The 21799-nt window shown below is 57.6% G+C and carries 15 protein-coding genes; 13 read left to right on the top strand and 2 right to left on the bottom strand.

The genetic code is table 11. The features are described 5' to 3' along the window. The first annotated feature begins 1 nt into the window (after position 1). The 9 genes from GJU83_RS16890 (at position 2) to GJU83_RS16850 (ending at position 14040) form a co-directional block, all read left to right on the top strand. Entirely contained in the window at positions 2-550 is a 549-nt protein-coding gene (locus tag GJU83_RS16890) for a pilus assembly protein PilP (RefSeq protein WP_069185152.1), read from the top strand. Positions 551-615: 65 nt separating this feature from the next. Next, positions 616-2682, top strand: a complete 2067-nt coding sequence (locus tag GJU83_RS16885) for a type IV pilus secretin PilQ (protein WP_174805060.1) — start codon at positions 616-618, stop codon at positions 2680-2682. A 135-nt stretch (positions 2683-2817) separates the two neighbouring features. Further along, entirely contained in the window at positions 2818-3384 is a 567-nt protein-coding gene (gene aroK, locus GJU83_RS16880) for a shikimate kinase AroK (protein ID WP_069185154.1), read from the top strand. After that, positions 3377-4471, top strand: coding sequence for a 3-dehydroquinate synthase (gene aroB, locus GJU83_RS16875; RefSeq protein WP_153634766.1), 1095 nt, complete (start codon positions 3377-3379; stop codon positions 4469-4471). Before aroK ends, aroB begins: the two co-directional genes overlap by 8 nt. A gap of 55 nt (positions 4472-4526) precedes the next feature. Further along, on the top strand, positions 4527-6011 hold the full coding sequence (locus tag GJU83_RS16870; protein WP_153634765.1) for an AAA family ATPase: 1485 nt from the start codon (positions 4527-4529) through the stop codon (positions 6009-6011). A 212-nt stretch (positions 6012-6223) separates the two neighbouring features. Next, the gene (gene gltB, locus GJU83_RS16865) at positions 6224-10672 is read left to right on the top strand and encodes a glutamate synthase large subunit (RefSeq protein ID WP_153634764.1); all 4449 of its coding nucleotides are present in this window, start codon (positions 6224-6226) and stop codon (positions 10670-10672) included. A gap of 72 nt (positions 10673-10744) precedes the next feature. Next, positions 10745-12163, top strand: a complete 1419-nt coding sequence (locus GJU83_RS16860; RefSeq protein ID WP_069185158.1) for a glutamate synthase small subunit GltD family protein — start codon at positions 10745-10747, stop codon at positions 12161-12163. 126 nt (positions 12164-12289) lie between these two features. Further along, positions 12290-13354 carry a uroporphyrinogen decarboxylase gene (hemE, locus tag GJU83_RS16855; RefSeq protein ID WP_153634763.1) on the top strand — a complete coding sequence of 355 codons (1065 nt, stop codon included), beginning with the start codon at positions 12290-12292 and terminating at the stop codon, positions 13352-13354. A gap of 317 nt (positions 13355-13671) precedes the next feature. Beyond that, the gene (locus GJU83_RS16850; RefSeq protein WP_153634762.1) at positions 13672-14040 is read left to right on the top strand and encodes a PilZ domain-containing protein; all 369 of its coding nucleotides are present in this window, start codon (positions 13672-13674) and stop codon (positions 14038-14040) included. Positions 14041-14211: 171 nt separating this feature from the next. Here GJU83_RS16850 and radA read toward each other — a convergent pair whose 3' ends face one another. Both radA and ettA read right to left on the bottom strand, forming a co-directional pair. Then, positions 14212-15588, bottom strand: coding sequence for a DNA repair protein RadA (gene radA / locus GJU83_RS16845; protein WP_153634761.1), 1377 nt, complete (start codon positions 15586-15588; stop codon positions 14212-14214). Beyond that, positions 15588-17249 (bottom strand): energy-dependent translational throttle protein EttA, encoded by a 1662-nt coding sequence (gene ettA / locus GJU83_RS16840; RefSeq protein ID WP_153634760.1) that lies wholly within the window; start codon positions 17247-17249, stop codon positions 15588-15590. Before ettA ends, radA begins: the two co-directional genes overlap by 1 nt. 375 nt (positions 17250-17624) lie before the next feature. Here ettA and glyA point away from each other — a divergent pair, with 375 nt between their 5' ends. The 4 genes from glyA to ribBA all read left to right on the top strand — a co-directional run bounded on the left by glyA (position 17625) and on the right by ribBA (position 21766). Next, entirely contained in the window at positions 17625-18878 is a 1254-nt protein-coding gene (glyA, locus tag GJU83_RS16835; protein ID WP_069185163.1) for a serine hydroxymethyltransferase, read from the top strand. 77 nt (positions 18879-18955) lie between these two features. Beyond that, a complete protein-coding gene (gene nrdR / locus GJU83_RS16830; protein WP_008170769.1) occupies positions 18956-19474 on the top strand; it encodes a transcriptional regulator NrdR in 519 nt (172 codons plus the stop codon). After that, the gene (gene ribD, locus GJU83_RS16825) at positions 19471-20586 is read left to right on the top strand and encodes a bifunctional diaminohydroxyphosphoribosylaminopyrimidine deaminase/5-amino-6-(5-phosphoribosylamino)uracil reductase RibD (protein WP_153634759.1); all 1116 of its coding nucleotides are present in this window, start codon (positions 19471-19473) and stop codon (positions 20584-20586) included. Before nrdR ends, ribD begins: the two co-directional genes overlap by 4 nt. A gap of 64 nt (positions 20587-20650) precedes the next feature. Continuing rightward, entirely contained in the window at positions 20651-21766 is a 1116-nt protein-coding gene (gene ribBA, locus GJU83_RS16820; RefSeq protein ID WP_069185165.1) for a bifunctional 3,4-dihydroxy-2-butanone-4-phosphate synthase/GTP cyclohydrolase II, read from the top strand. Positions 21767-21799 lie beyond the last annotated feature (33 nt).

Genomic DNA, 21799 nt, shown 5'->3' with positions numbered 1-21799 from the left:
CATGACAGGAAAGCATGCGGTGCAGGCCTGGCTGGGAGTTTGTCTGGTGTCTCTCCTGACAGCCTGTTCCCAGGGCAGCGGATACTCAGATCTTGATCAATTCATGGCCGAGACTCGGGCAAAACCGAGAGGGTATGTGGAGCCTTTGCCAGAGTTTAAAGCCTACGAGGCCTTTAGTTATTCCGCGGCTGATCGTCGGGCCCCTTTTGAGCCACCTATCGACGTGCAGCTGACTATGGTGGACGAGCAACCGATAAGTGATGTCGAACCTGATTTGGATCGGCCAAGGGAAGTTCTTGAGAATTTCGATCTTAAGGCGCTTCAAATGGTCGGTACCCTTCAGGGCGCATCAGGTAACCTGTTCGCCCTGATTGAAGACGATACTGGGGGCATTCATAGAGTCCGTACCGGAAATTACATGGGTCAAAACTACGGCCGCATTGTGGGCGTCAGTGAAACCCGAATTGAGCTAATTGAAATCGTTCCCAATGGCCGGGGTGGCTGGGTTGAGCGTCCTCGCTCCCTGACCCTGGATGAGGGCGCAGGCTAAGGAGCGGCTGGATGAAAGTTGAAAGAAACATGCACGTACAAAAAAGTTTAGGGTCGAGGCTAGCGATGTTCAGAAAACTCAATGTATACGTCAGCGTGATTGCTTTTGGGTTGTTATCCGGCCTGGCCAACGCGGTCACGCTGGAAGACGTGTCGTTTTCGTCGCTACCGGGGGAGCGGCTTGAAGTCACACTGAAGTTTGATGGGGCGCCGCCGGAACCATCCGGGTATACCATAGAGCGTCCCGCTCGAATTGCCGTTGACCTGCGGGACACAACCAGCGGCCTTGATAGCCGAAGCGTGCCTCTTGGTTCGGGCAACGCCCAGAGCATGACAGTTGTGGAAACCAAGGATCGGACGCGGTTGATTTTTAACCTGGTAGAGCTTGTGCCCTATGAGACGGTTCGTGCGGGGAATTCTCTGGTCATGACGATCGGCGGACAGGCTGATGGCGTGGTCGCAAGCTCTCCTGCTCCCGCTTCTCAAAGCAGTTCAACGTCTGGCTCCACGTCTGCCAACGCTCTGGCTGGCGTGGATTTCCGCAGGGGCAAGGATGGTGAAGGCCGTGTTTTGGTTGACCTGGGCAGTTCCAGCACGCCTGTGGACCTGACTGAGCGTGCCGGCAAGATCCGTCTGACGATGGATGGTATTAACGTTCCTGCGGACCTTCGGCGCCGACTCGACGTCACAGACTTCGCAACACCCGTTACCCGTATTGATACCTTTGTAGAAGGTGGCAATGCTGTGGTCGAGATTACCCCAGAGGGAAATTACGACTACATTGCATACCAGTCTGGCAGCCAGTTCACCGTGAGTGTTGAGGAGCTTAGCCAGGAAGAGGCGGAATCTCGTCGGGAAGAGAAGTTCCCGTATACCGGTGACAAGCTGTCCCTTAACTTTCAGGATATTGAGGTTCGCTCGGTCCTTCAGTTGATTGCCGATTTCACCGGATTGAACCTGGTGGCAAGTGATACTGTAGGCGGTAGCATTACCCTGCGCCTTCAGAACGTACCCTGGGACCAAGCGCTGGATCTGATCCTCAAAACCAAAGGGCTTGATAAGCGTCAGATTGGTAATGTGTTGCTGGTAGCTCCTGCGGACGAGATTGCTGCACGGGAGAAGTTGGAGCTCGAAACCAGCAAGCAAATTGCAGAACTTGCGCCTGTTCGTTTGGACATCGTTCAAGTGAACTATGCCAAGGCCGCGGACATTGTCGCCTTGATCAAGGAAGACGAAGAGCTGATTTCAGATCGCGGCTTTGTCTCCTCAGACGTACGGACAAATACGATTAGTGTTCGGGAGACCGCGGAAAAGCTGGAAGAAATTCGCAGGCTGGTGTCGACTTGGGATGTGCCTGTACGCCAAGTTTCAATTGAAGCGCGTATTGTCCGGGCACAGACCAATGTGGCCGAGAACCTGGGCGTTCGCTGGGGTGGTGCCGCTTACGATGTGAGCGGGGACAATGTTTTCACCGTCGGCGGTTCGCAGGGGTCCCTGCAAGAGGCCCGTGATGCAGCGGCAGGGAACAGTAACACTATTTCTTTCCCGGGAGCGCTTGCGGTTGATCTCGGTGTGAGTGGCGAAGGTACTTCTTCCTTTGCGATAGGATGGGGCAGCGATAACTTCCTGGTTGATCTGGAGTTGTCCGCTTTGGAAAGTGATGGCCAGGCTGAAGTAGTATCTCAGCCAAGAGTGGTTACGGCTGACCGTCAAACAGCTTCTATAAAATCGGGTGAAGAAATTCCTTATCAGGAGGCTACCTCAAGTGGGGCGACCAACATCGAGTTCAAGGAAGCCGTTCTTTCACTGGAGGTAACGCCCCAGATCACGCCAGACGACAAGATCATTATGGATCTCGTGGTAAACCAGGATTCAAGAGGCGAAGTGACGGCTGGTATTCCGTCCATCAATACTAACTCCGTTACAACACAAGTCTTGGTGGGCAATGGTGAAACAGTAGTTCTGGGAGGTATTTTCCAGTCGGAGGTCGCGACGCAGACTACCAAGACGCCCTTCCTAGGAGATATTCCTTATCTTGGTCGTATCTTTAAAAGGACAGAGCACCTTGATGAGCGCAGCGAGTTGTTGATCTTCATTACGCCGAAGATCATCAAGAACGACCTGCTTCGTTAATCGGTGCAGTTCAAAAGCCGCCGCTTAAAACCGGCGGCTTTTTTGTGCCTGAAACAGACTCGGGGCGGTCCTGAACTTATGCAATCCCGGGGCCTGTGATATTCTCACCCGCCTGAACAAAACTGAGCGGAAGTTATGTCTTTGCCGAAACGCGTTGTCCTGGTTGGCCCAATGGGAGCAGGGAAAAGCACGATTGGCCGGATGCTCGCTAAAGAGCTCGGCTATCGTTTTCTTGATTCTGATCGCATCATCGAAGAGCGATGCGGGGCCAATATCCCGTGGATTTTCGACGTTGAGGGGGAAGATGGCTTCCGTTTGCGGGAGACGGCCATGCTGGACGAGTTATCCCACGAGGATCATACCGTGCTGGCCACGGGCGGCGGCGCGGTCATGCGAGAGGAAAACCATCCTATCCTTAAAAGGGATGCGACGGTGATCTATCTGAAGACCTCGATAGAGCAGCAGGTGGAGCGAACACGCAAGGACCGAAATCGCCCTTTGCTCCAGAACGATAACCCGGAGGCGGTTCTGCGGAACCTGTTCTCGATCCGGGATCCCCTGTATTCCAGTCTGGCAGACATCATCATGTTCACCGACAAGAAGAGCCCTAGGCTGGTCGTTCGCCAGCTGGTTAACCGGCTGAACCCGAAAACACCCCGTCATAAAAGGCAGGTCAGGAAGGAAGGTCGCAATCATGTCTAATCGGTATCGCGAACTCTCGGTGGAGCTCGGCGAGCGCAGCTATCCCATTTTTATCGGCCAGGACCTTCTCGGTACTCAGGATCTGTCATCCCACGTCTCCGGTGCACAGGTCATGATTGTCACCAACGAGACGGTTGCACCGCTCTATCTTGATCGGGCGAAAGCCTGTTTTCCCGGGAAGCGGGTCGATACCGTCGTGCTTTCCGATGGCGAGAAGTTCAAGGACTGGCAGACCCTCAATATGATCTTCGATGGTCTCCTTGAGCAACGGCACACCCGGAAAACCACTCTGGTTGCGCTTGGTGGAGGAGTTGTTGGTGATATGGCCGGTTTCGCCGCAGCCTGCTATCAGCGTGGTGTTCCATTCATCCAGATTCCAACTACCCTGCTTTCCCAGGTAGATTCTTCTGTTGGTGGTAAAACCGGTATCAACCATCCCCTTGGCAAGAACATGATTGGTGCTTTTCATCAGCCGCAGGCCGTATTGATAGACACCGCAAGCCTTCAGACTTTGCCTCCCCGGGAAGTGTCAGCGGGCCTCGCAGAAGTAATCAAATATGGGCTGATTCGTGACGAGGGCTTTCTTGCCTGGCTTGAAGATCACATGGATTCTCTTGTCAGCCTTGATCCGGAGGCACTGGCAGAAGCTATCTTCCGCTCCTGTGCTTGCAAGGCTGAGGTTGTAGCTCTGGACGAGCGCGAGGGAGGTTTGAGGGCGATACTGAACCTCGGTCACACCTTCGGACATGCGATCGAAACCTTTGCCGGTTACGGCAACTGGCTCCACGGAGAGGCGGTAGGCACTGGCATGCTCATGGCCGCCGAACTGTCTGCGCTTGAAGGTATGATCAGCCGTGAGGATTGCGTCCGGATTAACCGACTGATCCTGCGGGCCGGATTGCCGGATAAACCTCCGGTCGGAATGACCGCAGACGACTTTATGAGCTTGATGGCTGTCGATAAGAAAAACGTGGATGGCCTGCTCAGGCTCGTCTTGCTTCGTTCGATTGGCGATGCAGTCGTCACATCCCAGGCAAAGCCTGAAAACCTGGCACTCACGTTTGCCCGTTTTTGCCGCTCAACATGATGTCGGCCCGAAGGCTTCAATAATTTGGTAACGGACCAGCGACCAAGGAAGACCCGTGACTGAAGAAAGCTTGAACAGTCTTGATGGCGGCGGCCTGTTTCCCAGGCTGCAACAACGCTACAGCCTCCGTGCCAACCCCCTGGAGATGGAAACACCGTTTTTCCCCGACGCCATGCGTCATCACGCCCTGGAGGCATTGCGCCATCTTTGCGGCTTTGGTGATATGGCTCTGCTGTTGACCGGTGCTGCGGGTGCGGGCAAAACCCGGATACTGGCGGAGCTGGTCCGCAGCGAGTCGTCCAGGCTTGATTTTCACCGGATACCGGCTGCAGCGTTGACCAGCGCCCAGGCGCTTGCCCGGGACCTGAAAGCCGTCGCCCGCTCCAGTCTCGGCCAGGAAGACAGCCCGCGAGACCTGGTTTATCAGTTCTTCAGATGGTCGGAGTCCAGGGTTCGCAAGGGGCAGCGCATGGTCCTTTTGATTGACGATGCGGATAGAGCGCCGACGGAGTTGCTCAGACTGATTTTGTCTGCTTATCTGGCTTCAGAACGCGGGTCTTCTGCGGTTCCGGTGTTTGCGGGTACCGATAACCTGGTGCAGATGCTGGGCCTGGATAATTCAAGCACCAGCGTGCACCAGATTCATCTCCGCCCGCTGACAAAAGACGAAATTGTGGCTTACCTTGAGCCAAGAGTTCATGCAGCTGGTGGTAAGACAGCCGAGCTTCTCAGTCCGGCGCGGGTTTCGAAAATTCATGCCTTGAGCCAGGGTAGTTTTTCGAGGCTTAAGCGGGTAACGCCAGGCGTCTGGTTGGATATGGTATCCGCGCCAAGCAGTGCCCGCTCTCGGGCATTGCCCTGGAAAAAGCTTCTTTGGCCGGGGTTCGCTCTGGTTCTGCTCACGGGCTCGTGGTGGTTCGTGTCGCGCCAGTACGATGAGTCGGTTGCCGAGGAGGTCATGAAAGCGCCGGAGCCGGTGCGAAAGAGCATTACCATTGGCCCTGAAACGGAGGAATCCGAGCCCGTCTCCGATGAGCCGCTGTTGACAGGGCCGGTAACCGAGCCCGACCCTGTACAGCCAGAGCCAGAGCCAGAGCCAGAGCCAGAGCCAGAGCCAGAGCCAGAGCCAGAGCCAGAGCCAGAGCCAGAGCCAGAGCCAGAGCCAGAGCCAGAGCCAGAGCCAGAGCCAGAGCCAGAGCCAGAGCCAGAGCCAGAGCCAGAGCCAGAGCCAGAAGCCGCGCCGGAGTTCGTTCCTGCCGATCCGCAGTATTTTGCAGCCATCGACGAAATTCGGGCGCGAGGAGGCTGGACCATACAGCTGGTTGCCGGCAACCTGGAGCAGACCGCATTAAATGTCATATCCAGCTATTCAGACCTTGATGATCTGGTGTATACCCGAGGGGAAAGGCAGGGCCAGCCATGGTTTATGGTATTCTATGGTGAGTTCCCTACCCGGGAGGCGGCGAACGCCGCAGCGTCTGGTTTGCCGGAAGAGCTGGCTTCCCGGTCGCCTTGGGTGCGTCCAGTCGACAATTTATAGCGCCGCTCTTTTCGGCGCTAACTTGTTGTTCCGTAACCTTGTCGATTGGTAATTCCGGTTTCGGCTTCCCACAATAACTTCACGCCGATTTGAGTACGTATTTCTACGTGTGTAAAATAGCCAGCCCCCATTTTCAGTGTCAAAGGGTGGTTGTATGGCTGTGCGCCAATTAACTCTTTGATTGAAAAGCATTTCTACGTGAGAGAACGCTTATGATGACAGGTTTGTATCATCCCGATGAATTCAGGGACAACTGTGGATTCGGTCTGATTGCCCACATGAAGGGCGAGGCCAGTCATAAGTTGTTGCAAACTGCCATCGAGTCTCTGACCTGCATGACCCACCGAGGTGGTATCGCTGCAGACGGAAAGACCGGCGATGGTTGTGGCCTGCTGATCCAGAGCCCGGATGGCTTTCTGAAGAAAGCTGCCAAGGCGGCGTTTGGCAAGGAGCCAGGCGACCTCTTTGCCGTGGGCCAGGTGTTCCTTAACCCCGACGAGAACAAGGCTGCCGCCGGTCGTACAGCAATTGAAAATCGGCTGACCGAACAGGGTCTGGAAATCCTTGGCTGGCGTGAAGTGCCGGTGGATGACAGCTGCCTGGGCCCGATGGCGCTGGATTGCCTGCCCCGTATTGAGCAGGTTTTCGTGGTGCCAGCCGGCAAGGAAGAGCGTGACTTTGCGATCAGTCTGTTCGTGGGTCGCCGGCATGCTGAAAGCGACATGGCCGAAGATCCGGAATTCTATATCTGTAGCCTGTCTCACCGCACTCTGGCCTATAAGGGCCTCATGATGCCGGCGGACCTGGCCAACTTCTACAAGGATCTCGGTGATCCGGATCTTGAGACTGCTATCTGTGTATTCCACCAGCGGTTCTCCACTAACACCATGCCCCGGTGGCCGCTGGCACAGCCGTTCCGGTATCTGGCTCATAATGGTGAGATCAACACCATCGACGGCAACCGCAACTGGGCCATCGCCCGGGCCGCCAAATTCAGCTCCCCGGAACTGCCCGATCTGCAGACCCTTCAGCCACTGGTCAATCTCACTGGTTCCGACTCCTCAAGCATGGACAACATGCTGGAAGTCCTGCTTGCCGGTGGTGTAGACCTTTTCCGTGCCGTTCGCATGATGATTCCGCCGGCCTGGCAGAATGTCGACAGCATGGACTCCGAGTTGCGGGCGTTCTATGAGTACAACTCCATGCACATGGAGCCCTGGGATGGTCCCGCAGGTCTGGTGATGTCGGACGGTCGTTATGCGGTCTGTATGCTCGACCGAAACGGGCTGCGTCCCGCCCGGTGGGTTATTACCAAAGATGACTTCATCACGCTGGCTTCAGAGATCGGTACCTACGGGTACCAGCCCGACGACGTGGTTGCCAAAGGCCGTGTCGGGCCGGGGCAGATGCTGGCTATCGACACCGAATCCGGTGAAGTCCTGCATACCAAAGACATTGACCAGCGCCTGAAGACCGCGCAGCCCTACAAGCGCTGGCTGCGCGAGAACGCATTGCGCGTGGAAACCACCCTGAATCAGGACACACCTGACTTCAGGCTGATGGACTCCGACGAGCTTCTGGTGCATCAAAAAATGTTCATGGTCTCCTTCGAAGAGCGTGACCAGGTGTTGCGTCCGCTGGCAGAGAACGGCCAGGAAGCGGTTGGGTCCATGGGTGACGATACCCCGATGGCCGTGCTCTCCAGCAAAGTGCGCCACGTAGCGGATTATTTCCGACAGAAGTTCGCCCAGGTGACCAACCCGGCGATAGACCCCCTGCGTGAGGCGATCGTTATGTCTCTGGAGACCTGTCTGGGTGCCGAGCGTAACGTGTTCGAGGAAACCGCCGATCACGCGGATCGAATCATCCTGACCACGCCGGTACTCTCTCCGGCCAAGTTCCTGAAGATCGCCAACAACGAGCGTCCCGGGTTCGAGGTGGCGCGGATCTCCATGAGCTACCGCCCGGAGCAGGGTCTGGAGCAGGCGATTCACCAGGTTTGCGAGGAAGCGGAGCAGGCTGTCCGGAACGGTAAGGTGCTTCTGATCCTCACAGACAAGGATTTGAAGGAAGGAGAGCTGCCGGTCAACGCCCTGATGGCAACCGGTGCCGTTCACCATCACTTGGTCCAGAAAGGGCTGCGCTGCGATTCCAACATCATTGTTGAAACCGGTTGGGCTCGTGATCCCCACCATTTTGCGGTGCTTTTCGGTTTTGGTGCGACAGCGGTGTACCCGTACCTCGCTTACCAGGTCCTGAACGATCTGATCCGCACCGGCGAATTGCTGATGGATCCGATTGACGCCAAGAACAACTACCGGAAGGGCATCAACAAGGGGCTGCTGAAGATCCTCTCCAAAATGGGGATCTCGACCATCACCTCCTACCGGGGCGCCCAGCTGTTCGAGGCGATCGGGCTGGCTGACGACGTCGTTGACCTGTGTTTCAAAGGTGTGCCCAGCCGTATCCAGGGGGCTGGCTTCTACGACTTCCAGCAGGATCAGGAGCAACTTGCTTCTGTGGCCTGGAAGCCGCGCAAGCCGATTGTCCAGGGTGGCTTGCTGAAGTATGTCCACGGCCAGGAGTACCACGCTTTCAACCCGGATGTCGTCGGAAAGCTGCAAGAAGCAGTAACCAGTGGCGACTACGGCCACTACAAGGAATACGCCGGTCTGGTCAATGAACGGCCGGTGGCAACCCTGCGTGATCTCCTTGGCTTCCGCAAGGACCTCAAACCGATTGATCTCTCGGAAGTTGAGCCGGTCGAGAATATTTTCCCGCGCTTCGATTCCGCGGCCATGTCCCTGGGTGCGCTGTCACCAGAGGCCCACGAGGCCCTGGCGGTCGCCATGAATACACTGGGTGGTCGCTCAAACTCTGGCGAGGGCGGTGAAGATCCTGCCCGCTATGGCACCGAGAAGCGGTCAAAGATCAAGCAGGTGGCTTCCGGACGTTTTGGCGTGACGGCTGAGTATCTGCGTAGCGCTGATGTCATGCAGATCAAGGTGGCTCAGGGCGCGAAGCCTGGTGAGGGTGGCCAGCTGCCCGGTGGCAAGGTCAATGATCTGATTGCACGTTTGCGTTATTCCGTGCCCGGCGTGACCTTGATTTCGCCGCCGCCGCATCACGATATCTACTCTATCGAGGATCTGGCCCAGCTGATTTTTGATCTCAAACAGGTCAATCCCCAGGCCCTGGTGTCAGTGAAGCTGGTTTCCGAGCCGGGTGTGGGTACTATCGCAGCTGGTGTTGCCAAGGCCTACGCCGACCTGATCACCGTCTCCGGTTACGATGGCGGCACGGCGGCAAGCCCGCTGACGTCCATCCGCTACGCGGGCTCTCCCTGGGAGCTCGGTTTGACTGAAACCCAACAGGCCCTGCGGGCCAACGATCTGCGTGGCAAGATTCGCCTGCAGACCGATGGCGGTATCAAGACCGGTCTGGATGTGGTGAAAGGTGCGATCCTGGGTGCGGAGAGTTTCGGTTTCGGTACCACGCCGATGGTGGCTCTGGGCTGTAAATACCTCCGAATCTGCCACCTGAATAACTGCGCGACCGGTGTGGCTACCCAGAATGATCACCTCCGTGAAGAGCACTTCAAAGGCACGGTGGAAATGGCCATGAACTTCTTCCGTTTCGTGGCTGAAGAAACCCGTGAGTGGATGGCGAAGCTGGGCGTGCGCAGCCTGGAAGAACTGGTTGGTCGCGTTGACCTTCTGGAGCGCCTGCCGGGCGATACCGAGCGCCAGAAGAAGCTGGATCTCAGTCGCCTGTTGTCTAATGACCATATTCCGGCGGACAAGCCTCAGACCTGCCAGGTGGAGCGGAACCATCCGTTCGACGAGGGCAAGCTGGCGGAACAGATGGTTCAGGATACCGCTGCAGCCATCAAGGAAAAGAGTGGTGGCGCCTGGTCCTACCGGGTCACCAACTGTGACCGCTCCATCGGTGCCCGTTTGTCTGGCGAAATCGCTCAGCTGCATGGCAATCAGGGCATGGTCGATGCGCCCATTACCCTGGATTTAACCGGTACCGCGGGCCAGAGTTTTGGTGTCTGGAACGTGGGCGGTCTCAACCTGATCCTTGAAGGGGATGCCAACGACTACGTGGGTAAAGGTATGACCGGTGGCAAGTTGGTCGTGAAGCCGCCCCGCGGTAGCGCCTTCAAGACCCAGGAGACGTCCATCGTCGGTAACACCTGCCTCTACGGCGCGACGGGCGGCAAACTCTTCGCTGCTGGTACTGCAGGTGAGCGTTTCGCGGTTCGTAATTCTGGCGCCCACGCGGTTGTGGAAGGCGCTGGCGATCACTGCTGTGAATACATGACCGGCGGCCTGGTGACGGTACTCGGATCAACCGGGCACAACTTCGGTGCGGGTATGACCGGTGGCTTTGCCTACGTCATGGACCTCAACAATACCTTCGTGGACAAGTACAACCACGAGTTGGTCGAGATCCAACGCATTTCCAGCGAAGACATGGAGTCCTACCGCAATCATCTGCGTGGTGTGATTCGGGAGCACATTTCCGAGACCGGCAGTGAGTGGGCTGAGCACATTCTTGAGAATTTCGACGACTACATCGGCCGCTTCTGGCTGGTGAAACCCAAGGCTGCCAACCTGCGCAGTCTACTGGCCAGCACCCGGGCGCGCCCGGAATAAGAAGCTGAGAGGGTTCGGGGCGAGTGGCCTGGCTGCCGCCCTTGTCGAAATTGAGTTGATGAGAGCATCCAGATGAAAGAACGACTGAGTAACGACTTCCAGTTTGTTGAAGTAGGGCGGGTCGACCCCAAGAAGGTCCCGGCCAAGAAGCGGAAGAAAGAATTTGGCGAGATCTACCACCCCTTCACGGCAGACAGTGCGGCGTCCCAGTCTCACCGTTGTCTTGAGTGTGGCAACCCCTATTGCGAGTGGAAGTGCCCGGTACACAATTACATCCCGAACTGGCTCAAGCTGGTTTCCGAAGGCAATATCATGCGGGCCGTCGAGTTGTGTCATCAGACCAACTCCCTTCCAGAGGTCTGCGGTCGAGTGTGTCCGCAGGATCGTCTCTGTGAGGGTGCCTGTACGCTGAACGACGGCTATGGTGCGGTTACCATCGGCTCTGTCGAGAAATACATCACCGACACCGCGTTTGCCCTGGGCTGGAAACCGGATATGTCCGCAGTTAAGTGGACAGACAAGAAGGTTGCCGTCATTGGTGCAGGCCCTGCCGGTCTGGGATGCGCCGACGTACTGGTTCGCAATGGCGTCAAGCCGGTTGTCTTCGATATCTATCCGGAGATCGGCGGTCTGCTGACCTTCGGTATTCCAGAGTTCAAGCTGGAAAAATCCGTCATGACCCGCCGCCGCAAGGTGTTCGAGGAGATGGGCGTGGAATTCCGCCTGTCCACCGAGGTTGGCAAGGACGTTCAACTGCAGGACATCATCGACGAATACGACGCCGTCTTCATGGGCATGGGCACCTACACCTATATGAAGGGCGGCTTCCCAGGTGAGAACCTGCCGGGCGTGTACGATGCACTGCCGTTCCTCGTTTCCAACGTCAATCGTCGTCTCGGCTTTGAGAAAGACGAAGCCGATTTCATCGACATGAAAGGTAAGCGGGTTGTTGTTCTCGGCGGTGGTGACACGGCTATGGACTGTAACCGCACCTCAATCCGTCAACAGGCCGAGAGCGTCACCTGTGCCTACCGCCGGGACGAAGCCAATATGCCGGGTTCCCGCCGTGAAGTGGCCAACGCTAAGGAAGAGGGCGTTAAGTTTCTTTTCAATCGTCAGCCCATCGCCATTATTGGTGAAGACCGGGTTGAGGGTGTGAAGGTGGTTCAGACTCGCCTGGGCGATCCTGATGAAAATGGTCGTCGCCGTCCGGAAGTAGTCCCGGGTAGTGAGGAGGTTATTCCTGCTGACGCGGTTCTGGTCGCCTTCGGTTTCCGCCCGAGCCCGGCCGACTGGTTCGATGAGCTGAAGGTTAATACCGACGATTCGGGCCGGGTAACCGCGCCGGAAGAGTCCGAGTTCATGTTCCAGACCAGCAACGAGAAAATCTTTGCCGGCGGGGACATGGTCCGCGGTTCGGATCTGGTCGTAACCGCTATCTGGGAAGGCCGTCAGGCCGCCGAAGGTATCATGGATTACCTGGATATCTGATTGCAGGATTGATCCTGATCAGAAGGGCGGTTTCCTAAGGGAAAGCCGCCCTTTTTTATTCCCGCAAACCGGGTATTATGGCCTCCATCCAATTTTCCCCTTTGTACAGAACACGCTGGATTGTCTATGACCGAGCTGAAGAATGATCGTTTCCTGCGCGCCCTGATGCGCCAGCCCGTGGACCGCACACCGGTCTGGATGATGCGTCAGGCCGGGCGATACCTGCCGGAGTACCGTGCGACCAGGGCCAAGGCGGGGGATTTTCTGAGCTTGTGCAAGAACACGCCGCTGGCCTGTGAAGTCACACTCCAGCCCCTGGAGCGCTTCCCACTGGATGCGGCCATCCTGTTTTCAGATATTCTGACCATTCCCGATGCATTGGGCCTCGGCTTGTACTTCGAAACCGGCGAAGGTCCGAAATTCCGGAACACGATCCGCTCCGAGGCGGATGTCGCAGCGCTGCCCAAAATTAACGCTGAGGTGGATCTGGATTACGTGATGAACGCGGTTTCCACCATTCGCGGAGCCCTGAACGGCAGCGTTCCCCTGATCGGTTTCTCCGGCAGCCCGTGGACCCTGGCGACTTACATGATTGAGGGTGGCTCCTCCAAGGATTTTCGGGAGGCCAAGAAGCTCATGTACGGCCAGCCGGAGGTTATGCACCGCTTGCTGGACCATCTGGCGGATTCGGTTATTGATTACCTCAACGGCCAGATCAAGGCTGGAGCCCAGGCTGTCCAGATTTTCGATACCTGGGGTGGCGTTTTGAGCAGCTGGGCCTATGAGGAGTTCTCCCTTCGCTACATGAAGAAGATCGTCGACGGCCTGATTCGCGAGAACGATGGTCGCAGGGTGCCGGTGATTCTGTTCACCAAGAACGGCGGTCAGTGGTTGGAATCCATTGCCGATTCCGGTGCCGATGCCGTCGGCCTCGACTGGACCACCGATATCGGCAATGCCCGGGCCCGCATTGGTGACCGGGTGGCCCTTCAGGGCAATATGGATCCGGCAATGCTGTATGCGCCACCTGAGCGGATTCGCCAGGAAGTGGCCGATATCCTCCGGCGCTTTGGTTCCGGTACTGGCCATATCTTCAATCTTGGCCACGGGATTACGCCGGATGTCGATCCGGAGCATGCCAAGGCGTTCATCGAGGCCGTGGTGGAACTTAGCCCCGAGTATCATCGCTGAGCATTAGAGTTCGTTTTTTCCAGCCTGCTGATCATGTTGGCTGGGCCGTGATGGGGCCCTTTCCAAAAACCGCTACGAGCACATCCATGTGCGCTTGTCCTCGGCCATCCTTGGCCTCCGACATTTTTGGAAAGGGCCCCTCCACGGCCCGAGTCTTACCTCAGGGATATATCCTTTCGAGAGTCCCGTAGGTCGGATTAGGCGCGCAATGCGCACCGTAATCCGACAACCGAAGCTCCCTCAAAAACTCCTCTGGATGCAATCTCCTGTCCGGTCTATAGTCAGGTAAAACAAGACCGGTTAACAGGAGTAACCCGTTGCCCGCTAAACCCCCCGAAAAACGCAGGTTCCACCGAATCGAATTCGATGCGCCCTGTGAACTCCACTGCCAGGAATCCGTCTGGACGACGGAGGTGCTGGATATTTCGCTAAAAGGTGTTCTGGTCAAGCGGCCGGAGGGTTGGCAGGTCCCGTTAAAGCAGCCCTGTGAGGTGATTGTACATTTGGACGACCATGAGGCTGGTATTGTCATGGCCGTTGAGTTGAGGCACGTGGAACCGCACCGGCTGGGCTTCAAATGTCAGTACATTGATCTTGATAGCGCCACCCACCTTAAACGCTTAGTGGAACTGAACCTGGGCGACCAGGCGCTGTTGGAAAGAGAGTTTGCACATCTGATTGATTAAAGCCGTTTGACGTCCGAGTATTGCAACTTCGTTTGCAGGACAGTCTGTTATCGGTGTTTCCAAAAATGTCGGAGGCCAAGGATGGCCGAGGACAAGCGCACATGGATGTGCTCGTAGCGGTTTTTGGAAATACCGATAACAGACTGGCCGTCGACTCCAGAAAACTCAGGCTTAGAGTTCTTCGAGGGCAGTAAGCGCATCACTCAGTTTGGTAACGGGAATCACCTTCATGCCATCGATGGCCTTCCTTGGTGCATTGGGTTTCGGCACTAGTGCCCGGGTAAAGCCGTGCTTCGCAGCTTCGTAGATTCGTTCCTGGCCGCTAGGTACCGGGCGGATCTCGCCGGACAGGCCGACTTCGCCGAAGATGACCAGGTCCTGGGGCAGGGCGCGGTCTCGGAAGGAGGAGACGATGGCGGCCAGCAGTGCCAGGTCGGCACTGGTTTCGTTGACCTTTACGCCGCCAACCACGTTTACGAACACGTCCTGATCGGACACGTGCATGCCTCCATGGCGGTGCAGTACGGCCAAAAGCATGGCTAGCCGGTTCTGGTCCAGGCCAACGGCAACACGCCTTGGGTAGCCGCCCTGGGCCATATCCACCAGTGCCTGGATTTCCACCAGCATGGGGCGGGTGCCTTCCCAGACCACCATCACCACGCTTCCCGGGGCGGCGTCTTCGCCGCGGTTCAGGAAGATCGCGCTGGGGTTCTTCACTTCCTTCAGGCCCTGTTCCAGCATCGCGAACACGCCCAGCTCATTGACTGCGCCAAACCGGTTCTTGATCCCGCGTAGTGTGCGATAGCGACTGTCGCTGGAGCCTTCCAGGAGGATAGAGCAGTCAATCATGTGTTCCAGGACTTTAGGGCCTGCCAGGCTGCCGTCTTTGGTCACATGGCCGACCAGGAACAGGATGGTGCCAGTCTGCTTGGCGAAGCGGGTCAGGTAGGCAGCGCTTTCCCGCACTTGGGAGACGCTACCAGGGGCGGACTCGATATCCGCCATGTGCATCACCTGAATACTGTCTACCACAAGAATCCGGGGCTTTTCTGCCTCGGCCACCTGCATGACGCGCTCGACGCTGGTTTCGGACAGCATCTTCAGGTCTTTGGTGGGCAACCCCAGGCGTTTGGCGCGCATGGCGACCTGTTGCAGGGATTCCTCACCAGTCACATACAAGGCGGGGACCGTTGCGGCCAGATGGCAGACCGCCTGGAGTAGAAGGGTGCTCTTGCCTGCACCTGGATGGCCGCCCATCAGAACAGCCGAGCCCTCCACGAGCCCGCCGCCCAGGACCCGATCGAACTCCTGCATGCCGGAGCTGATCCGGGGCTGCTCGGCCAGGCTGACGTCGTCCAGGCTCTGGACCTCCGAAAGGCTGCCGGCGAAGCCCTCAAAGCGGGCACCGCGGGCGCCTTTGGCATTGCTGCTGACGCCTCGGACTTCGCTGATGGTGTTCCAGGCCTGGCAGGCGGTGCACTGACCCTGCCATTTGGAATAGTCTGCTCCGCACTCGGTGCAGACGTAGGCGGACTTGGTTTTTGCCATCAGGCCAGCTTCTTGTACTTCATGCGCTGGGGCTGCATGGCAGAATCGCCTTTGCGCTTCTTGAAGTCCTCATCGTACTCCGTGAAGTTACCTTCGAAGTAAACGACCTCGCCATCATCCTCGAACGCCAGGATATGGCTGGCCACACGGTCGAGGAACCAACGGTCGTGCGAGATAACCAGGGCAGAACCCGGGAAGTTCAGAAGGGCTTCTTCCAGGGCGCGGAGGGTTTCCACGTCCAGATCGTTGGTCGGCTCGTCCAGCAGCAACACGTTGCCGCCCTGTTTCAGCAGCTTGGCCAGGTGCAGACGGTTGCGCTCACCGCCGGACAGATCGCCAACCCGCTTCTGCTGGTCGCTGCCCTTGAAGTTGAAGCGGCCAACGTAAGCTCGCGAAGGCGTCTCGTAGTTGCCCACCTTGATGATATCGTTGCCGTCGGAGAGTTCCTCCCAGACGGTTTTGCTGCCATCCAGATCGCGCATCTGGTCCACGTAAGCCAGTTCCACGGTTTCGCCGACGGTGATGTCGCCAGAATCCGGTTTGTCGAAACCGGCGATCATCTTGAACAGGGTGGATTTACCTGCACCGTTGCCGCCGATGATGCCTACGATGGCACCGGGCGGTACGCTGAAGGACACGTTTTCATACAGCAATCGGTCACCGAAGGACTTGCTGATGCCGTCCACCTCTATCACCTTGTTGCCCAGCCGTGGACCAGGCGGAATGTAGAGTTCGTTGGTTTCGTTGCGCTTCTGGAACTCCTGGGAGCTCATCTCCTCAAAGCGGGCCAGACGGGCCTTGCTCTTCGACTGGCGCCCCTTGGCGTTGCTGCGCACCCACTCCAGTTCCTGCTTTATGGCTTTCTGGTGAGAGGCTTCCTGCTTGGATTCCATCTCCAGACGCTTTTCCTTGTTCTCCAGCCACTGGCTGTAGTTACCTTCAAACGGAATGCCATGGCCACGGTCCAGTTCCAGGATCCAGCCAGCGACGTTGTCCAGGAAGTAACGGTCGTGGGTGATGGCGACCACGGTTCCTTCGTAATCGTGCAAAAAGCGCTCAAGCCAGGCCACGGATTCGGCATCCAGGTGGTTGGTGGGCTCGTCCAAAAGCAGCATGTCCGGCCCCGACAAGAGCAGGCGGCAAAGGGCTACCCGGCGGCGCTCACCACCGGAAAGGACGCTGACTTTCTGGTCCCATGGTGGAAGGCGGAGTGCATCGGCCGCAACTTCCATCTTGCGTTCAATGTCGTGGCCATCCGTGGCCTGGATGTAGGCTTCCAGTTCGCCCTGCTTCTTGGCCAATGCGTCGAAATCGGCGTCCGGTTCAGCATAGGCTGCATAAACCTGGTCCAGTTCGGCCAGTGCGTCATGAACGCCGGAAACCGCCTCGTCGACGATCTCTTTGACCGTTTTGTCCTCGTCCAGCTCCGGCTCCTGGGGCAGATAGCCCACGTTGATGCCGGGCTGCGGGCGGGCTTCACCGATGTAATCCTGATCCACGCCCGCCATAATGCGGAGCAGGGTGGATTTACCGGCACCGTTGAGGCCCAGTACGCCGATCTTGGCGCCGGGGAAGAAGCTTAACGAGATGTCTTTCAGAATCTCGCGCTTAGGCGGGACTACTTTGCCCACCCGGTTCATGGTGTATACGTATTGGGCCATACTGGCGTAAACCTCTTGATATAACAGGTTCGTGAATTCGAATACTGGTGACTCGGGCGGCGGGGCTGGCCTTCCGGGATACGCTGTAAATACGTCCATGTACGCTCGGCAAAATCATCCCTGATTTTGACGATCCCGGAAGGCCAGCCCCGCCCCCCTTGATCGGAGCTCGTGTTATTGATCCGGTAAGGTAACGAAACGCACCAGTGATAGCAATTGAGCAGAAACCGGAGGTGGCCGTATGCCGGTATCTGCGGACAGTATAGAGGGTGATTTTTCACCCCTTTGTAAGATAGAATAGCGGCCCAATTTTTCAGGGGGCTACGGAGTGCCAAAGCTCTCCGGGCCAGCCAAGCACACAGAGGCAGCGCATCCATGTTTAATCGTGAAATGAAAATCGCCGGCTTTGACGACGAACTCTGGAACGCCATGCAGGCGGAAGAGAAGCGCCAGGAAGCTCACATCGAGCTGATCGCATCCGAGAACTATACCAGCCCTCGGGTGATGGAAGCCCAGGGCAGCGTGCTGACCAACAAGTACGCGGAAGGCTATCCGGGCAAGCGCTATTACGGCGGCTGCGAGTTCGTGGATATTGCCGAAGATCTGGCGATTGAGCGTGCCAAGGAGCTGTTTGGTGCTGCCTACGCTAACGTGCAGCCGCATTCCGGTTCCCAAGCCAACTCTGCTGTCTTCATGGCCCTGCTCAAGCCCGGTGACACTGTTCTTGGTATGAGCCTTGCCCACGGTGGTCACCTCACCCACGGGGCTAGCGTGAACTTTTCCGGCAAGATCTACCACGCCGTGCAGTACGGCCTGAACCCGGAAACCGGCCTGATCGATTACGACGAAGTGGAAGCGCTGGCTGTTGAGCACAAGCCGAAAATGATCATTGCCGGCTTCTCCGCGTATTCACAGGAGCTGGATTTTGCCCGTTTTCGCGAGATTGCGGACAAGGTTGGTGCCTACCTGTTTGTGGACATGGCCCACGTAGCTGGTCTTGTTGCCGCTGGCGTTTATCCGGATCCCGTTCCCCACGCTCACGTGGTTGCAACCACGACGCACAAGACTCTGCGCGGTCCCCGTGGTGGTCTGATCCTGGCCTGCGACGACGCCGATCTGCAGAAAAAACTGAACTCTGCTGTCTTCCCGGGTGGCCAGGGCGGGCCGTTGATGCACGTGATTGCCGCCAAGGCCGTGTGCTTCAAGGAAGCCATGAGCGATGAGTTCAAGGCTTACCAGCAGCAGGTTGTGAAGAACGCTTCTGCCATGGCCCAGGTTTTTGTTGATCGCGGGTACGACGTGGTTTCCGGTGGTACGAAGAATCACCTGTTCCTGGTCAGCCTGATCAAGCAGGACATCACCGGTAAAGATGCTGATGCGGCGCTGGGTCGTGCTCACATTACCGTGAACAAGAACGCTGTTCCCAATGATCCCCGGTCACCGTTCGTCACTTCCGGTCTGCGTATTGGCACCCCGGCGATCACAACCCGCGGATTCGGTGAGTCCGAGTGTCGTGATCTGGCCGGCTGGATCTGCGATATCCTCGATAACCTGGACGACGAGGCGGTCAACAGCCGTGTTCGCGAGCAGGTCGGTGCGCTTTGCGCCCGTTTCCCCGTCTACGGCTGATCGTTTTATAGCTAGACTACAGGCATGACCCGCCGGGCCGACATGTTGGCCCGGCTTCCTCTTCGGAGTTCCTGATTATGCATTGTCCCTTCTGTGGTGAAGCAGATACCAAGGTGATCGACTCCCGGCTGGTGGCTGAGGGTGATCAGGTGCGTCGCCGCAGGGAATGCCTGTCTTGTCGGGAACGGTTTACGACCTTTGAGTCCGCCGAACTGGTGATGCCACGGGTGGTCAAGCAGGATGGCACCCGGCAGCCGTTTGATGAAGAAAAGCTGCGCGCGGGGCTGATGAAAGCGCTCGAAAAGCGGCCTGTAAGCATTGAACAGATTGATGCGGCCCTGAACCGGATCAAATACCGGTTGCGGGCGACCGGCGAGAGGGAAGTGAAATCCATGCAGCTGGGCGAGGAGGTCATGACCGAATTGCGCCAGTTGGACAAAGTTGCCTATGTCCGCTTCGCTTCGGTGTATCGCAGCTTCCAGGATATCAACGAGTTCAAGGAAGAAATCGAGAGGTTATCGGCAAGCAATGGCGAGGCTGCTGTTGATGTCGCCAAAGCACTGGCGGATAACCACGCCCCCAAAGGCAAGGCATGATCGAGAACCGCGACAGGGCCATGATGGCACGGGCTGTCCAGCTTGCCTGGCGCGGTCGGTACTCCACCCATCCTAATCCCAGAGTTGGCTGTGTCATTGCCCGGGGAGATCTGGTGCTTGGTGAGGGCTGGCATGAGCGCGCCGGAGAGGCCCATGCCGAGACTCGTGCTCTGAGTCAGGCGGGCACTGACGCCCGAGGCGCGACGGCGTACGTAACACTGGAGCCCTGCAGCCATTTCGGTCGCACGCCGCCCTGTGCCAGAGCGCTGATCGATGCCGGGATTGCTCATGTGTACGCCGCAACCAAGGATCCGAATCCGTCGGTGTCAGGTCGTGGGCTGGACATGCTCAGGGAAGCGGGTGTCCGGGTTACCGAAGGCTTGCTGGCGGAAGAAGCTGCGCGCCTGAATCCGGGGTTCATGAAGCGGATGAACACCGGGCGGCCCTGGGTGCGCCTGAAAATGGCCGCGAGCCTTGATGGCCGTACTGCGATGGCTTCCGGTGAGAGCCAGTGGATAACCGGTACAGAGGCCCGTCGCGACGTTCAGCGCTTGAGAGCGATCAGTGATGCGATTCTGACAGGTGTGGGTACGGTGCTGGCCGATGACCCGTCCCTGACCGTCCGGCGCGAAGATCTGGGGGATATTGGCGACGCGACGGAACCGTCCAGGCAGCCACTTCGGGTGATTGCAGACCGGGATGCGCGCACGCCGTGTTCGGCGAAGATCCTTCATGGCGGTAACGTGCAGGTGTTCTGTGCGTCATCAACACTGGCGACCGCGCCGGCACAGGATCTGGCGGCGCTGGGCATCAGTCTTACCGGCGTTGCCTGGAAGGACAACGGCATCGACCTGGCTGAGCTGCTGGATTCGCTAGGCGAGCTTGGTATCAACGAACTGCTGGTTGAAGCGGGGCCCACTCTGGCTGGCACATTTATCAGCGAAAACCTGGTCGATGAACTCTGGCTCTATCAGGCGCCGGTTTTCCTCGGCAGCACGGGGCGTCCGACCGCACACCTGCCGCTGGAGACCATGGCAGATAAAGTACAATGGAAAGTTCTGGACCGACGTCAGGTAGGTGAGGATCAGCGTTTGATCCTGGCCCGCCAGTAATCCATAAACTCAGGACGTTCTGCAAGCCAACACTTGCCGGAACGCCGCAAGGGTGCAAAACCATATGGCACTGAACAGCATTGAAGACATCATTGAAGATATCCGTCAGGGCAAAATGGTCATACTGATGGATGACGAGGATCGCGAGAATGAGGGCGATCTCGTGATGGCTGCTGAGCATTGCACGGCCGAGGCCATCAATTTTATGGCCCGTTTTGGGCGCGGCCTGATCTGTATGCCCATGACCCGGAACCGCTGCGAACAATTGGGTTTGCCGCTGATGGTCCAGCAGAACGCCTCCGGTTTCGGGACCAAGTTTACCCTTTCCATCGAAGCCGCAGAGGGCGTGACGACTGGTATCTCAGCGGCAGATCGGGCTCGCACGGTTCAGGCAGCGGTGGCCCGAAATGCCAAGGCCAGTGATCTGGTCCAGCCTGGCCATATTTTCCCGTTGATGTCTGATCCCGGCGGCGTGCTTAGCCGTGCGGGGCACACGGAAGCATCCTGTGACCTTGCGGCACTGGCCGGTTGCGAGCCGGCGGGTGTGATCTGCGAGATTATGAATGACGACGGCTCCATGGCCCGCCGGGAAGATCTGGAGCGGTTTGCCGAAGAGCACGATCTGAAGATCGGCACGATTGCCGACCTGATTCATTACCGCACCATGAACGAGCGCACTGTAGAGTGTGTGGAAGAGAACGACCTGGATACCGAGTACGGCGTCTTCAAGCTTCGAACCTATAGAGACAACATCCAGGGAGCCACTCATCTGGCCATGTTGATGGGGGATATTTCTCCTGACGAGCCAGCGTTTGTTCGTGTTCACATCACCGATACCCTGCGGGATCTTCTGGGCGCCCGCCGCAAGGACTCCCGTAGCTGGCCTCTGCACCACGCCCTGGAGAAAGTAGCGGAGGAAGGCAAGGGTGTGGTTGTTCTCCTGAACAGCGCCGAGGACAGCTACAACCTGGAAGACCGGATACAGGAATTCTTTGATGAGGGTAAGGGTTCCTCCGGCAAGGGCAGCTCGGGCGTCTACTTCACAGTAGGCACCGGTTCCCAGATTCTCCGGGATATCGGTGTTGGAAAGATGCGTCTTTTGAGTCCGCCGATCAAATTCTCGGCGATCTCCGGTTTTGATCTGGAGGTTGTTGAATACGTTCCCTATACCCCTGAATGATTAACCCGGTCGTGGCCTCGAAGCCGCGACACG

This window comes from Marinobacter salsuginis (assembly GCF_009617755.1).
GTDB classification, from domain to species: domain Bacteria; phylum Pseudomonadota; class Gammaproteobacteria; order Pseudomonadales; family Oleiphilaceae; genus Marinobacter; species Marinobacter salsuginis.
The sequence above is the reverse complement of the archived record's forward strand: the minus strand, read 5'-3'. Positions and strand labels throughout refer to the sequence as shown.

What these genes read in the sequence shown, in the direction of transcription:
- GJU83_RS16890 (WP_069185152.1), top strand. Translation starts at nt 2, where the DNA reads ATGACAGGAAAGCATGCGGTGCAGGCCTGGCTGGGAGTTTGTCTGGTG.
- GJU83_RS16885 (WP_174805060.1), top strand. Translation starts at nt 616, where the DNA reads ATGTTCAGAAAACTCAATGTATACGTCAGCGTGATTGCTTTTGGGTTG.
- aroK (WP_069185154.1), top strand. Translation starts at nt 2,818, where the DNA reads ATGTCTTTGCCGAAACGCGTTGTCCTGGTTGGCCCAATGGGAGCAGGG.
- aroB (WP_153634766.1), top strand. Translation starts at nt 3,377, where the DNA reads ATGTCTAATCGGTATCGCGAACTCTCGGTGGAGCTCGGCGAGCGCAGC.
- gltB (WP_153634764.1), top strand. Translation starts at nt 6,224, where the DNA reads ATGATGACAGGTTTGTATCATCCCGATGAATTCAGGGACAACTGTGGA.
- GJU83_RS16860 (WP_069185158.1), top strand. Translation starts at nt 10,745, where the DNA reads ATGAAAGAACGACTGAGTAACGACTTCCAGTTTGTTGAAGTAGGGCGG.
- hemE (WP_153634763.1), top strand. Translation starts at nt 12,290, where the DNA reads ATGACCGAGCTGAAGAATGATCGTTTCCTGCGCGCCCTGATGCGCCAG.
- radA (WP_153634761.1), bottom strand. Translation starts at nt 15,588, where the DNA reads ATGGCAAAAACCAAGTCCGCCTACGTCTGCACCGAGTGCGGAGCAGAC.
- ettA (WP_153634760.1), bottom strand. Translation starts at nt 17,249, where the DNA reads ATGGCCCAATACGTATACACCATGAACCGGGTGGGCAAAGTAGTCCCG.
- glyA (WP_069185163.1), top strand. Translation starts at nt 17,625, where the DNA reads ATGTTTAATCGTGAAATGAAAATCGCCGGCTTTGACGACGAACTCTGG.
- nrdR (WP_008170769.1), top strand. Translation starts at nt 18,956, where the DNA reads ATGCATTGTCCCTTCTGTGGTGAAGCAGATACCAAGGTGATCGACTCC.
- ribD (WP_153634759.1), top strand. Translation starts at nt 19,471, where the DNA reads ATGATCGAGAACCGCGACAGGGCCATGATGGCACGGGCTGTCCAGCTT.
- ribBA (WP_069185165.1), top strand. Translation starts at nt 20,651, where the DNA reads ATGGCACTGAACAGCATTGAAGACATCATTGAAGATATCCGTCAGGGC.